The sequence below is a fragment of the Streptomyces sp. SID12488 genome, assembly GCF_010548275.1.
Classification (GTDB): domain Bacteria; phylum Actinomycetota; class Actinomycetes; order Streptomycetales; family Streptomycetaceae; genus Streptomyces.
The window spans coordinates 45,678-59,336 of the sequence record NZ_JAAGLT010000044.1 but is presented as its reverse complement, the minus strand read 5'-3'; the positions used below and the strand labels follow the sequence as shown (position 1 = coordinate 59,336).

Annotated in this window: 11 protein-coding genes; 4 read left to right on the top strand and 7 right to left on the bottom strand. The window is 71.3% G+C overall.

Annotated elements, in window-relative coordinates; translation table 11 throughout:
* Window positions 1–320 precede the first annotated feature (320 nt).
* The 4 genes from G3I56_RS39550 to G3I56_RS39535 form a co-directional block, all read right to left on the bottom strand.
* Window positions 321–1,376, bottom strand: a complete 1,056-nt coding sequence (locus G3I56_RS39550) for an HTTM domain-containing protein (RefSeq protein WP_164417881.1) — start codon at window positions 1,374–1,376, stop codon at window positions 321–323.
* Window positions 1,377–1,437: 61 nt separating this feature from the next.
* A complete protein-coding gene (locus tag G3I56_RS39545) occupies window positions 1,438–2,226 on the bottom strand; it encodes a DUF5819 family protein (RefSeq protein WP_343240192.1) in 789 nt (262 codons plus the stop codon).
* A 97-nt stretch (window positions 2,227–2,323) separates the two neighbouring features.
* Window positions 2,324–3,583: an ice-binding family protein gene (locus tag G3I56_RS39540; protein ID WP_164417856.1), complete on the bottom strand. Its 1,260-nt coding sequence runs from the start codon at window positions 3,581–3,583 to the stop codon at window positions 2,324–2,326.
* Window positions 3,584–3,822: 239 nt separating this feature from the next.
* Window positions 3,823–5,088 carry an SH3 domain-containing protein gene (locus G3I56_RS39535; protein ID WP_343240191.1) on the bottom strand — a complete coding sequence of 422 codons (1,266 nt, stop codon included), beginning with the start codon at window positions 5,086–5,088 and terminating at the stop codon, window positions 3,823–3,825.
* 200 nt (window positions 5,089–5,288) lie between these two features.
* Here G3I56_RS39535 and G3I56_RS44425 point away from each other — a divergent pair, with 200 nt between their 5' ends.
* Window positions 5,289–6,089, top strand: coding sequence for a M23 family metallopeptidase (locus G3I56_RS44425; RefSeq protein ID WP_343240190.1), 801 nt, complete (start codon window positions 5,289–5,291; stop codon window positions 6,087–6,089).
* A 51-nt stretch (window positions 6,090–6,140) separates the two neighbouring features.
* Here G3I56_RS44425 and G3I56_RS39520 read toward each other — a convergent pair whose 3' ends face one another.
* From G3I56_RS39520 to G3I56_RS39510, 3 genes are all read right to left on the bottom strand, one after another.
* The gene (locus tag G3I56_RS39520) at window positions 6,141–7,688 is read right to left on the bottom strand and encodes a serine/threonine-protein kinase (protein ID WP_343240189.1); all 1,548 of its coding nucleotides are present in this window, start codon (window positions 7,686–7,688) and stop codon (window positions 6,141–6,143) included.
* Window positions 7,685–8,488: a serine/threonine protein kinase gene (locus G3I56_RS39515; RefSeq protein WP_164417854.1), complete on the bottom strand. Its 804-nt coding sequence runs from the start codon at window positions 8,486–8,488 to the stop codon at window positions 7,685–7,687. Before G3I56_RS39515 ends, G3I56_RS39520 begins: the two co-directional genes overlap by 4 nt.
* Window positions 8,489–8,704: 216 nt before the next feature.
* A complete protein-coding gene (locus G3I56_RS39510) occupies window positions 8,705–9,808 on the bottom strand; it encodes a hypothetical protein (RefSeq protein WP_239135377.1) in 1,104 nt (367 codons plus the stop codon).
* A gap of 500 nt (window positions 9,809–10,308) precedes the next feature.
* Between G3I56_RS39510 and G3I56_RS39505 the strand changes: the two genes are divergently transcribed.
* Genes G3I56_RS39505 through G3I56_RS39495 form a run of 3 tightly spaced genes read left to right on the top strand, consistent with a single transcriptional unit; the run spans window position 10,309 to window position 13,651 of the window.
* The gene (locus G3I56_RS39505; RefSeq protein WP_164417852.1) at window positions 10,309–11,628 is read left to right on the top strand and encodes an FAD-dependent oxidoreductase; all 1,320 of its coding nucleotides are present in this window, start codon (window positions 10,309–10,311) and stop codon (window positions 11,626–11,628) included.
* The gene (locus G3I56_RS39500; protein ID WP_343240188.1) at window positions 11,625–12,356 is read left to right on the top strand and encodes a DUF1365 domain-containing protein; all 732 of its coding nucleotides are present in this window, start codon (window positions 11,625–11,627) and stop codon (window positions 12,354–12,356) included. The genes G3I56_RS39505 and G3I56_RS39500 overlap by 4 nt, the downstream gene beginning before the upstream one ends.
* Window positions 12,353–13,651, top strand: coding sequence for a class I SAM-dependent methyltransferase (locus tag G3I56_RS39495; protein WP_164417848.1), 1,299 nt, complete (start codon window positions 12,353–12,355; stop codon window positions 13,649–13,651). The genes G3I56_RS39500 and G3I56_RS39495 overlap by 4 nt, the downstream gene beginning before the upstream one ends.
* Window positions 13,652–13,659: the final 8 nt, after the last annotated feature.

Here is a 13,659-nt window from a genome sequence, read left to right as displayed (position 1 = left end):
CTCCGGTCGAGCAACCGCGATCCCAGCAGCCCCGACGGCATTCCGGTCGGGCTTGCGGAAACACAGGGCCGGCGCAGTAACCAGGGCCGGCAGATGGTGTAGCAGTTCCTTCGGGGCCCTGGTGCCATTGGCACCAGGGCCCCTCCCCGTGTTCCACAGAGAGGTGCGATGACCGCAGACGACTCCTACGGCCGACTCGACGACGAGGACTAACCCGCCTACACGATGGGCCGGGCCGCAGACATGCTCGGCACCACCCAGAGCTTGCTGGAGGGCAGCGACCAGATCGGGGCGGTGACCGTCGCGCGGGCGGCTCGGCCTCAGCCGGCCGGTTCGCTCTGCGCGGGCACCGGTGCACGGGGTGGCCGGGACGCGTCCGCCGTCTTTCCGGAACCCGCCCCCTGAGCCGTGCGCTGCGCCAGCCGTCCCAGAGCCCGGTAGAAGCGGTCCGGCAGGAAGACGGCGTCAGCGATGATCATCGCGCCGGAGAAGAGCGGCAGTCCCATGAGTACCGCGATACCCAGATGCATGCCCAACAGCATGGTCAGGACCGGGTACTTGAGCCGTCCGAACAGGACGAAGGGGAAGGCGACCTGCAACAGCACCGTCAGATAGCAGGCGATGGCGATCAGTACGTCATGTTCGTCCACCATGAGGGAGAGTCCGGGCCAGGGCCGGAACAGGTCGAGGTTCAGGACGTAGTGGAGGGCGGTGCCGTTGCCCCAGGATCCGCCCTGCACCTTGTACAGACCCGCGGACCCGTAGAGGAAGCAGACCTGGGCCGCGATGACGAACATCCCGCAGTTGTGCAGCACGGCGGTCAGGGTCCGCCGGGAAGTACGGAGGTGATGGCGGAGCCCGCCCGCGATCCGGTTCACCCGCATGTGCTCCTCAGCACCCGCGCATGTTCGAAGCCGGGTTCTGCGTGCGTCCAGGGACCAGCGGCGCCCACATGCGGTGAGGACGAGGTAGACGGCCATGAGGAGGATGAGGTTGTCTCCTCCGTCGGTCATGAAGATCGCCCTGCCGTGGAACGACGCGACGACGACCGCGAACAGTACGGACACCGCTCTGGTCCGCCAGCCGAGGGTGAACAGTGCCGATGCGACGACGGCCAGTGCGTAACAGGACTCGAAGTAGGCCCGGCTGTCGGACAGGGTGAGGATGCTGACCCATCCCGTCTGGTCGAACAGTTGCCTCGCCAACTCCGGCGTCCACGGTGATTCCGGACCCCAGATCTCGTGGCGATGCGGGAACTCGCGCAGCAGGAAGGCGAGGTAGGCAAGGCCGTATCCGATGCGCAGGACCGCCGCTGCGTACAGGGAGACAGGCCGTTCGGTAAGCGCATCGAGAGTCGCACGGACACGGTCGGGCAGGGGGTGCGCAGGGCCCGCCCCCGCCGTCCGGGCGGTACGCGGGTGCGGTGCGGGTACCAGATCAGTTTCCACGGAAGTCCGTCTCCACCTTCCACCAGGGCAGATACCGCGTATCGCCCGCTCTCGGCGCGACTGCGGCCCCGCCCGCGGTGCCCGCCCGGGCGGGCGCGGCGATGGGTACGGTGACCACCCGTAGCTGGATGGCCTCGAAGCTCCCGCCACGATGGGCGGCGACGCGATCCGACGCGATGTTGGTCAGGTACTGCTGAGTCATCAGCGCCCGCCGCGAGCGCGGCCGGTCGTCGCCGACGTGGTTGTCGAGGTAGGAACTCCAGGCCCGGCGCAGCATGTTCTGCGCCGTATGACTCGGGAAGACGTTGTGCTTCACGGCGGAGTTGTCCACGGCGGTCAGATCGAACCAGCCGCTCACCCGCACGGTGCCGTCCGGCGTGGTGTGCGTGGTCCTCGCTGAGATCTGCCGGTTGACGGATTCCGGATCCGGGGCGAAGAGTCGCCAGTTCTGCTCGAACAGCGGGAAGACCCACGCGTTGATCTGTCGGCTGTACTGCTGGGAAAGCGGATTCGGAGGCGCCACGTGCAGAAACACCAGGAGCACATGAACCAGGGCCGTGGCCAGACAGAGGGAAACGGCCGCACTCGTTGCCGCTTGCAGGAGAATCGGCGGAGGCTCCGATTGTTCCGTATGTCTTTCCGCGGATCCTTCCGTCGGTCGTTGCTCGGATTTCTGCGTGAATTCGTCCGCTGACAGGTCCACACGTACGTCCGTATCCATCGGCGCAGTGCCATCCAACACGGCCCCACCCGGCCTTTCGATCCCGGCTTCGCTCACTGTTTCTCCTGAGTTCTCGGCGGCAGCGCGCGGCGGAACCGACATCGGTCCACCGCGCGCCGGGCGCCGCTCGTCCCCTCAGGGACGCATGTACGACTCAGTGACGAACGCGCGCGTAGCCGTCGTCTTTGCCGGGCTTGCTGCCGTGCCCGTCGTAACCGCCGTGCTCTTCGGGCTTCTCGCCGTGGTCGTAGCCGCCGTGTTCCTCGGGCTTCTCGCCGTGGTCGTGGCCACCCGGCTTGCCCGGCTGCCCGCCGTGGTCGTGTCCGGGCCCGCCGGTCGTGCCGCCGTTGGTGCCGCCTGTGGTGGCGCCAGTGGTCCCGCTTGTCGTGGTGCCGGCGACAAGGCCGCCGAGCGCTCCGCCCGTGGTGCCGCCCGTCGTCAGGACGCCGCCGAGGAGACCGCCCAGGGCGCCACCGGTTCCGCCGCCCGTCGGTACACCGGCGATGGCGCCGACGGTGGTGCTGCCCGTGGTGCTGCCCGTGGTGCCCGGGGCGTTCGGGCCACCGGTCGTGGCCCCGGCGATCACACCGCCACTGACCAGCCCGCCCGTGGTTCCACCGGTCGCGCACGGCCCAAGGAAGATCCTGTTGCTGTCCAGCGTCACGGCGCCGTCACCGCGTGCGCCGGCGTCGGCCAGCAGGCGGCCGTTGATGGTCGCTCCCGTGGTGGCGGTGATCGAGGTGTCGGCCAGGATGGTCCCCACGAACGAGGTGTTGGTACCGAGCGTGGCCGAACTGCCTACCTGCCAGTACACGTTGCAAGGCGAGGCACCGTTGACGAGGCTCACCGAGCTGTTCTCGGCTGCCGTCGTCAGCGTCGAACCGATCTGGAACACCCAGACGGCACTGGGGTCGCCCTGGGCGTCCAGGGTCAGTGTGCCGGTGATCTGCGCGCGGCTGTTCGCCCTGTAGAGGCCCGCGGTCAGCTTCTGGCCCCCGAACTCGTGGGGATCGTCGTTGTACACCGCGTTCGTCAGAGTCTGTCCGGCGGCCTGGTTGTACGCCGTGGTCAGGTCGACCTTGGCCTGACCCGCGGCGGCGTCGGCGGAATGCAGAGTCCCGGGCGGGGTCACGTCGCCGGGACCTCCGTCGGACGCGAGGAACCCGGTGATGGCCGTCCCGGGGCTCACGCCGACGTTGAGACCGTTGACCACCGTGGGGCCGGTGTTGGTGACGGTCGCACCGGCGAGTACTCCGTAACCGGCCGCCGTGCCCAGCGGCACGGGAGTGGCGATGGCGTGCGCGCTTGTGGGCGTCAGGGCGAGGACGACAGCGGCGACCACCACGGCCGTCACCGCCGAGATCCACACCGACATTGTGCGCCGTGCGGGCGCGTCATGGATATCCAGCGTCATCGAGGGGCCAACTCCTTTGAGGGGATGATCTTGGCGATTCTCGGCCGCGCAGAATCGCCTGATTCTGCGGCTGGAATATTACGCAGGAAAGTGATCCGACTGCTGTTTCTCCTCGTGATGTAGCTGGAATGGAAGAATTCCCTGTGATAGGTGTACAAATGACTAATGGACCGAATGGCGCTGCTGTCATTCGGTCCATTCGGTCTATTCAGTTCATTCGGTCCGATGCGCCGCGCTCGTCAGCACTTCGTGGTGACACCGCCGGTCTCGTCGCCCTTGAGGTAGATCCCGCTGACATAGCCGGCCCCGCCCGCGTTCAGCGGCAGCCGCACCCACTTGTTGTTGGTGACGCCCTCGTCCGTGATGCTCTGACCGACCACCCAGCACTCCGCCGGGTAGGTCTCACCCGCGCGTACCGTGCTGCGGATGTCGCACGAAGTCGACGCACAGGCACGGACATTGGCCTGGGTCCACGCCGTCACCGTCGTCCCTCCGCCGCCGGTCGGCATGAAGGTGACGTCCACGTAGTCGTTGCCGGTCATGCCGAGGCCGTCCCAGAAGGTGCCGTCCGCGACGTCGATGCCGGCCGGATTCGCCGCTCGTCGGCCGAACTCGTCGAGCCCGCCGTTGTAGCCGTTGAGGTACGCGGCCTGGGCCTCGGGGGTGCCCTGCGGCAGGTCCCGCCACATCTCGCGCTGCGCGGGCGGGTTCCAGTAGTCGTCGCGGGTGTTCCACGGGCCTACGTCCCACACGGGCGCGGTCTCACAACGCCCCTTGTAGCAGAGGCGGACCTGGTACTCCTGACCGCCGTTGACCGCCAGCATCCGGCGCGACGGCAGGGCCACGAAGTGGTCGCGGGGCTGGATGACGTGGCCGTTGGCGGTGGTCTCGCCGACGAGGCCCTCCCGGGTGGCGAACAGCCGGTAGGTGGGGCCGGACGCGGCTGCCCTGCTGCCCCTCGGGGTCTGCTCGGGCGCGGGCTGCACGGCCGCCGCGGCGACGGTGACGGAGTGGACGGTGGGTGACGCTCCGCCGGGGACGCCGAGCAGGGTGAGCCGGACCTGGAGGAGCGAGACCGCCTGCGGCAGCCGGACCGCGCCGGTGTTGCCGGTGGCCCGCCACTGCGTCCAGGTGCCCGGGTGGTTGCTGCCCCGGACCTCGGTCTGCACCCTGGTGCCCTTGGGGATCTTCGCCTCGGTCCGTACGGTGAACGCCGTGAGCCGGCGCCCGAGGCTTCTGCCGGGCGACGTGTAGACGGCGGAGGTGCCCGGTATCGACCGGGTCCGGCCTCCGCTGTTCTTGACGGTTATCCCGTGCGGCCGGCGGGTGACGTTGCCCCGGTCGGCCTCCGGTCCCGTCAGGTCGATGCGCCAGCTGTCCTGGAGCTTCGGAGCCTGCGCGGCGGCGGGCGGCGCCGTCAGGCCCATCAGGACGAGCAACAGACACAGGACCTGTGTTCCCCACAGCGGCGTACGCCACTTGGTGGGCATGGATACGACAGGCACGGGTTCCCCCTCGGTGGATGCGGACGAGGGCCCAGGACTACAGCCCGGCCCGGGGCGGCGTCTCTCCGCAAACTTCCGGATGCCCCGCGAGGCCGCCGCGCGCCTAGGGTCCGTGGACCGGCCCCGCCCGACATCGGGTGTGGGCCGGACCATCGCACCCCACGGCTCGTCAGAAGCCGCTACCTCATGGGAGAACCCACGTGCGTCTCGCTCTGCGCGGCATGAACCGCGGCATGAACCTACGGGCCGGTCTGCTGGCCGCGGCGGCCCTGTTGCTGCCCCTCGCGGTGGCCACGCCCGGTCACGCGGCGACGAACGCCGCCACCGCCTACGCCGGCTCCTGTCCGGCCGCCGGCGTGGTCACCCAGGGCTACAGCAGCGGCCACGACGGTGTCGACATCGCCAGCTCGCTCGGCACCCCTATCTACGCGGTCGGCGCCGGCGAGGTCATCGCCTCCGGCCCGGCCCAGGGCTACGGCCAGTGGATCCGCATCCTGCACTCCGACGGCACCGTGACCGAGTACGGCCACATGTACCAGCGGGACGTCTCGGTCGGCCAGCAGGTGTCGGCCGGTCAGCGCATCGCCCTGATGGGCTCCGAGGGCGACTCCACCGGCGTCCACCTGCACCTGCGCGTCCGGGTCGGCACCTCCACCTCGATCCGGGGCATCGACCCGGTCCCGTACCTGCGCGACCGCGGAGTCGGGCTGCCGTGCACGCCCGGCGGCGGCGGTGGTGGTGGCGGGGGCGGCTCGACGGTGACGGCGTGGACCCAGGCCAATGTCCGTGCCTGCGCGTCGACTTCGTGCGACGTCCGCAGCACGGTGTACGCGGGTGAGTCGTACCCGGCGGAGTGCTGGGTGGTCGGTCAGAGCGTGACCGCCGAGGGTGTCACCAACGACAAGTGGGTGCGGCTGCCGCTGAACGCGGGCGGGGTCGGCTATGTCAGCGGGATCTTCCTCAAGGGCGACGAGACCGGCGGGGTCAGTACGAAGTGCTGACGAACGCGGGCTGAGCCGCAGGCCGTTGGCCCGCAGCCCGTGGTCCGCGGCTCAGCCGGTCGCGCAGGCAGGGACGAGGGGCTTGCTCCTGGTCCGTACCTCGGGAAGCCAGGCGGTGGCCTGCACGGTTGCCGTGCTCTTCTCCGCTTCCGTCTCCGTCGCGGGCAGCCGCACCCGGTACCACCGTGACGACCGGATGCCAGCCTCGTCGGTGACGGGGATGCCGCGCTCCAGACCGCACTCGACGGTCAGCACGTCGCCGTGCCACACCCGGGTCGTCACCACGTTGTCCAGGACGTAGGGCGTGGCGGGGTCGATGGCGAGGCCGAGGCTGCACATCGGGTGCCGGTCGGTGCGGGCGCGGCACTTGGCGTCGGCGTTGTACACGCTCAGCCGAGCTTCCGGCGACGTACGGGGGTCGTTGCCGGAAGCTCCCCACTGCCACCAGGCGGTGCCGCCCGCGCCCAGCAGGGCCAGGGCGGTGCCGGCGGCCAGCGCGGCGGTCCGCCTGCCGGTGCGCTGCCGGGCGGTGGGATGGCCGTCCGTGTGCCCGGCGGCCCGGACGCGGTCCAGCAGGCTCTCCGACGTGTGCGCCGCGCGCTCGGCGTGGGTGGGCAGGAGACAGTCGGCAGCCAGGGCGCGCCAGAACTCCGGCACCGCCACGTGCGGTCTGAACGGTGCTCTGCCCTCGGCGTACTCCTGGACCGCCGAGACCCGGGCGGCGAAGGTGGCCCCGGGGAAGGGCGAGGCGCCCCCGGTGAACACCTGGTGGATCATCACGCCCAGGGCCCACACGTCGGCGGAGGGCCGCACCTGCACCCCGCGTTCGTCCAGCGGGGCCCGCCAGCGCTCGGGCGGCAGGAAGTCGGGCGAGCCCAGGGGCGGGATGTAGCCGTGGGTGCCGCGCGTCCCGTCCAGCTCGACGGTGAGACCGAAGTCGGAGAGCCGCACCGAACCGTCCGCCATGATCAGTACGTTGTCCGGCTTCAGGTCGCCGTGCACCCAGCCGAGCCGGTGCAGATGGGCCAGCCCCTCGCAGACCTCGGTCACCAGCCGCTCCGCTTCCGGCAGGGGGCTGCCGTCGGAGGCGTCCAGCAGGTCCTGGAGGCTGCTCTCGGCCCGCTCCATGACGAGCACGACGGCGCCGTCCAGTCCGGGCATGCCGGTGTCGCCGAGCACCACGGAGTCCAGCAGCCGCATCAGGCGGGGGTGGCGGGCCCGGCTGCCGAAGTCGATCTCGCGCCGGACCGTCTCCGCCAGCCGTTCGGCCTGCCGGGGGGCCAGCCCCGCGGTCGGCAGGAACTTCAGCGCGACCCGGCACTCCGACTCTGCTCCGGAGCTCCCCTCGGAGCTCTTCCCGGCGGGCTCCGCCGCGTCCACGGGCGTCTCGCGGCCCTCGTAGACGCGTCCCCAGCCGCCGTCGGCGATCGGCTCGGTGACCTCCCAGCGGCCCACGCGGAAGCCCCGGGGTATCAGACCGGCCGTCTCGTCGGACCCGCCGTGACCCGGTTCGCCCGGACCGCCGCCCGTACTCCCGCCTGTCCTCCCGCCGACGGTTTCGTCGACCGTCTCGTCGTACTTCTCGTCCGTGCTGCTCACCGGTGGCCCCCGGACCGTGCCGGGTCCGGGAGCGCGGGGCCCGGGGCGCGGGACGGCAGCAGCGCCAGGTGCTCCTCGCGGACCAGGCCGAAGCGCAGCGCGACGCCGACCACGGCCTCGCGCTTGCCGGTACGCCGCGCACCGCCGCCGCCCGTGTCCGCGACGTCCTGCGGCCCGCGAACCCGCAGTTTCTGCTCCGCCAGGTAGTCGATGTGGGAGCTGACCGCCCGTGCGGTCAGCCGCGTCAGGGCCGGGTGCGTGCTGAGGCGTTCCACGACCTGGGGGGTGGTCGGCACCGAGACGGCCGACTCGTCGCGCAGCCGCGGTTCGCAGAGCGCCACCAGCACGAGGAAGTACGTGGCGGTCTCGTCCAGGGAGTAGGCGTTGAGGGTACGGGTGCCCCAGGCGCCGCCGGGATCGTCGGCGTCGAGGTAGACGTGGTCGGGCGCGAACACCTGGAAGCTCACCGTGGAGCCCCGGGTGGGCAGTACGACCCGGGCGAACTCGAACGGGATCGGCGCCCCCGACCGGCGCGGCGGGATGCGCAGGTACTCCCCAGCGCCCTCCGGGTTCTCGACCAGATAGCTGTGGGTGGTGGAGAAGTTGCTGAGCTGCCAGTGGTCCTCCGTCACCCGGATCTCCCCGGCGAGCCGGGAGACGGCCGGGTCGGGCAGCAGCAGTTCGACCGGACGCGCCTTCGTGCCACGCCCGAAGCGCGCCGCCTCCCCTGGTCCCAGGCGCCGGGTCGTCGCCGGTTCCGTGGGGTGCGCTGACGGCAAATGGATCAGTATGCCGCTCATCGGCAGATCTTCCTTCCCCCGCTGTTCGGCTGGTCAAGCCGCCGGGCATCATAGCCCCGGGGGGTACCCCGTGCGGGCTCGATTCTGCGCACGTTGGCTGGATTCAGCCGGTGGCCGGGGCGGGCGTCCGCCCGGTGGTCGGTACCCGGGGAAGGAGGCGCAGGGCCCCGTGGAGTCCGCTCCACGTGAGGCCCCGCGCCGCTCTTCCAGCGCTTTCTACGAGGAACAGACGGGCACACCGGGAAGCTGGTTCCCCGGCGAGCTGATGTAGATGTTGGTGATGTAGCCGCCGTACTGGGGGAGATAGGCCCACCAGGAGTTCGTGTATGGCGGAATGCTGACCTCCTGGCCGAGTTTCTGACAGCTCACCAGGACCTCCACGCCGGCCGGCAGTGTCGTCAGCGGAGCGGAGTCGACGGTGGTCGGCCGCGGGCGCACGTTCACGCCCGAGCTCCAGGTGCCGAACCAGGTTCCGGACGGGTGGACGCCGCCCGGCACGTCGAGGGAGCGGGTGAGCCGGCCCAGGTCCGTGTACGCCTTGCCGTACGGGGTGCCGTCGGGGTGCAGCGTGAACACGGCCACGATGGTGCGGTCACCGGCCCCGACCGTGCCGGTGGTGTGCAGCGCCTCCTTCGTCAGGTCGACCGCGGCGGCGGCACGCTGCTCGGACTGCTGTGCCGCCGCGAGGGTGGGGACGGTCGTCGGGGGCTTGGGGGTGCAGCCGCCGGAGCTGCCGAAGCCGGACCAGCCCTGCTTGACCGCCCACGGCCGCTCGAAGGAACCAGGGATGCCGAACTGCTGGTCGAACCCGTCGGTGCCGCAGCGCGTCGGCTGCCGCAGGTTGCCCATCACGTAGTCGCGCACCGGCGCGGAGGCGGTGTCCAGGATGTACCGGTAGATCCGTACCGTGTCGGCGGCCGACAGGGCCACGTACCCCCAGTAGTCCTCGTACCCCGCCGGGGGGTTGGCGGTGTCGGAGAGGCTGAGCTGCTCCACCGCCCGGTTGATGATCGCCGTCCGGCCGCCGAGGCTCCAGTAGTAGCTCGCCGCGTTGTCGTCGCTGCTGCGCAGCATCGAGTCGAGCCGGGTGCGGTCGGCGGTGGACAGGGTGCGGGGGTCGCGGGTGCGCAGGTAGTCGAGGGCGATGAGCAGTTTCACCACCGAGGCCGAGCGGAACCGCATGGTCTCGTTGAGCCGCTCGGTGAAGGTCCCGGTCGTACGGTCGAAGACCGCCACACCGGCGGTCACGTTCGCCGGTACGTCGGCCTGTGTGACACCGGCCGGCGCGGCGGTGGCCGGTGAGGTCCCGCTCAGGCCCAGCACGGTCGCGGCCAGGGCGAGGGTGGCGGCGAAGGCACCGAGTCGGCGCAGCCGGGTCCCGCGCCGGTTCGGCGGTCGTCCGGCGGCGGATCCGCCGGGGTGGGTGGTCGGACTGTTCACGTGGGTTCCCCATTTCACTTGGGCCACCTCGGCGACGATGGCCCTCCGGGTGTGCAGGGACACCTGTCCTCCGGGACCGTCTCCGCGTACGGACCGCAGGTGGCGGGAGCACGCTATGGCGGCCGTCGGCGCCGCGGTATCCGGAAGTTGACGGGGTACCGCGCCGGGACACCGGTCCCCTCGGGACCGCCCGCGACGGTCCCCCACAAGCCCGCAGAGCGTCATTTGCACCGGCGCGAGCGGCGGTGGAGCCGAGCCTCGCGGTGCGGTGCGTCGCATTACGGGTGACTCCACCGGTTGATTCGCCGCTCGGCCAATCCGCCGCCCGACCTGATCCGGATTACGCGGAGATCCCTGATCGCAGGGCAGGAGGAGACGCGATGGAACGGACACCGACGGAGACGGAACGCTCGCACGGCCAGGAACGGACGGCGCGGCCGGGGCGGCGCACGGCAGTGGTGGGGAGCGGGGTGGCGGGACTGACCGCTGCGTACGTCCTGGGCGGCACCGGTCACGTCACGCTGTACGAGGCCGACGACCGGCTCGGCGGACACGCGCACACCCACGAGCTGACGTCGCCGCACGACGGGCGGGTGCACCGCGTCGACTCCGGGTTCATCGTGCACAACCGGCGCACCTACCCGCATCTGCTGCGGCTGTTCGACGAACTCGGCGTCGCCACGCAGGAGTCGGAGATGAGCATGTCGGTGCGGTGCGAGGGGTGCGGCCTGGAGTACGCCGGCGCCCGTGGCCCGGCAGGAGTGTTCGCCCAGCCCCGCAACCTTCTGCGCGCCCGCTATCTGCGGCTGCTGGCCGAGGTGCCCGCCTTTCACCGCGCGGCCCGGCGACTGCTGGCGCAGGGGGACCAACAGGCGCTCACGCTGGGGGAGTTCCTGGACCGGGAGGGCTACTCCGCCTACTTCCGAAGCCACTTCATGACGCCGGTGGTGTCGGCCGTGTGGTCCTGCGACGCCGTCACCGCCCAGCGCTACCCGGCCGCCTATCTGTTCCGCTTCCTGGAGCACCACGGGCTGCTGTCGGTGAGCGGCTCACCGGTGTGGCGCACGGTCAGCGGCGGCTCGGCCACGTACGTCGACCGGATAGCCAAGCAGATCGGCGACGTCCGCACCGGCACGCCCGTACGGGCGGTACGACGCAACGCGGACGGCGTCGACGTGACGTCGGGGGACGGCACCACCGAGTCGTACGACGCCGTGGTGATCGCGGTCCACCCGGACCAGGCGCTGCGGCTGCTGGCCGACGCGAGCGAGCGGGAGCGGGAGGTGCTGGGCGCGTTCCGCTACTCCCGCAACACCACGCTCCTGCACACCGACACCCGGCTGCTGCCGCGCGCGCCCGGCGCCCGCGCCGCCTGGAACTACCTGATGCCCTCGTGCGCGGCCGACGGCGGCCGGGTGCGGGTCAGTTACGACATGAACCGCCTCCAACGCCTCGACGCCACCGAGACGTTCGTGGTCACCCTGGGCGGCGAGGACCGCGTCGACCCCGGCCGGGTGCTGGCCCGCATGGTCTACGAACACCCCGTCTACACACCGGAGTCGGTGGCCGCGCAACAGCGCCTGCCCGAACTGGCCAGTGACGTATGCGTGTTCGCGGGCGCCTATCACGGCTGGGGGTTCCACGAGGACGGCTGCCGATCCGGTGTCGAGGCCGCCGCGGCGCTGGGGGTGCGCTGGTGAACGCCGAACCGGCCCTCTACACCTGCACGATCAGCCATGTCCGGACCACGCCCCGCCGCTACGCGCTGCGCCACCGCACGTACATGTGGCTCATCGACCCCGACCACCCACCCCAACTGCCACGCCCAATAAGGTTGTTGGCCCGTTTCGACCCACGCGACCACTTCACCGGCGACCGGCCGTCGATCCGGGCCGGCCTCGACGACTTCCTCGCCGGTCACGACGTACACCTGGACGGCGGCCGGGTGGTGATGCTCACCCACGCGCGGGTGCTCGGGTACGTGTTCAACCCGCTCACCCTGTACTGGTGTCACGGCCCCGACGGGGAACCGCGCTGCGTGGTCGCGGAGGTGCACAACACCTACGGCGGGCGCCACTCCTACCTGCTGCGCCCGGACGCGTCCGGGACGGCGCGCGCCGAGAAGACGTTCTACGTGTCGCCGTTCTTCCCCGTCGACGGCGGCTACCGCATGCGGGTGCCGCCGCCCGGAGCGCGCCTCGACCTGACCGTTCATCTGGACCGCGAGGGCGGCCGGGCCTTCACCGCGACCGTGCGCGGCACCCGCCGCGCGATGAGCACGGCCTCCCTGCTGCGGCTGGCGCTGCGGCACCCCTGGTCCACCCTCACCGTGTCGGCCGCGATCCGCGCCCACGGCATCCGCCTCTACCTGCGGGGACTGCCCGTCCAGCCCCGCCCAGGCCACCGCACCCCGGAGAAAGCGACATGAGGACAGCAGAGCCCAACACCCCTGACGGCCACACCGCCCTCACCGACCCCACCTCTGACCACGGCACCCCCGTCGACCCCACTCTCTGGCCCGACATCGTCGCCGTACCGGCCGCCTCCCGGCCTCGTACCGCCGTGACTGCCGCTCTCGTTCGGCGGGCCCTCGGGCGGCTGCCCCTGCGGGCCCGGTTCGCCGGGACCGGGGACGTGGGGCTCGGCGGGCCGCTGATCGAGGTGCGTGACCCCGCCGCCTTCCACGCCCGGGTCGGGACCCACGGGCTGGTCGGGTTCGGGGAGTCCTACATGGCCGGTGAGTGGGACGCCCCCGACCTGGTGGCCGTCCTCACCGTGCTCGCCGGGCACGCCGCCGAGCTGATTCCGGGCCCGCTGCAACGGCTGCGCGGCCTGTGGGCGCCGCGTCACCCGCACGACGAGCGGAACACGCCGGACGGCTCCCGCGCCAACATCAGCCGCCACTACGACCTGTCCAACGACCTGTTCGCCCTCTTCCTCGACGACACCCTCACCTACTCCTCCGCCGTGTTCCGAGGTTTCCCCGCGAGCTGGGACGGGCTCGCCGCCGCCCAGCACCGCAAGATCGACCGGCTGCTCGACCTGGCCGACGTCGGCGAGGGCACCCGGCTGCTGGAGATCGGCACCGGCTGGGGCGAACTCGCCCTGCGGGCCGCCGCCCGAGGCGCCCACGTCACCTCGCTCACCCTCTCCCGGGAACAGCGGGCCCTGGCGGTGGAAAGAGTGCGCGCGGCCGGACTCACCGACCGCGTCTCCATCGAGCTGTGCGACTACCGGGAGGCGCGCGGCGAGTACGACGCCGTCGTCAGCGTGGAGATGGTCGAGGCGGTCGGCGCGGAGTTCTGGCCGGTGTACTTCCGCGCCCTGGACGCGCGGCTGGCCCCGGGCGGCCGGGTGGCGCTGCAGGCCATCACCATGCCGCACGAGCGGATGCTCGCGAGCCGTGACACCTTCACCTGGATCCACAAGTACGTGTTCCCCGGCGGCCGGATCCCGTCCACCCGGGCGATCGAGGAGACCGCCCGCGACCACACCGGGCTGCGCCTCACCCGCCGGGATGCCTTCGGCGCCCACTATGCCGAGACGCTGCGGCTGTGGCGCGAGCGGTTCACCGAGCGCACCGACGACGTCGCGGCGCTCGGCTTCGACGACGTCTTCCACCGGCTGTGGACCTTCTATCTGGCCTACTCCGAGGCCGGCTTCCGGGCCGGCTACCTCGATGTGCGGCAGTACCTGTTCACCAAGGAGAATCCCGGCCGATGAACACCACT

Excerpts from the sequence above, each read along its gene's own strand:
- G3I56_RS39540 (WP_164417856.1), bottom strand. The coding sequence starts at position 3,583 with ATGACGCTGGATATCCATGACGCGCCCGCACGGCGCACAATGTCGGTG.
- G3I56_RS39515 (WP_164417854.1), bottom strand. The coding sequence starts at position 8,488 with ATGAGCGGCATACTGATCCATTTGCCGTCAGCGCACCCCACGGAACCG.
- G3I56_RS39505 (WP_164417852.1), top strand. The coding sequence starts at position 10,309 with ATGGAACGGACACCGACGGAGACGGAACGCTCGCACGGCCAGGAACGG.
- G3I56_RS39495 (WP_164417848.1), top strand. The coding sequence starts at position 12,353 with ATGAGGACAGCAGAGCCCAACACCCCTGACGGCCACACCGCCCTCACC.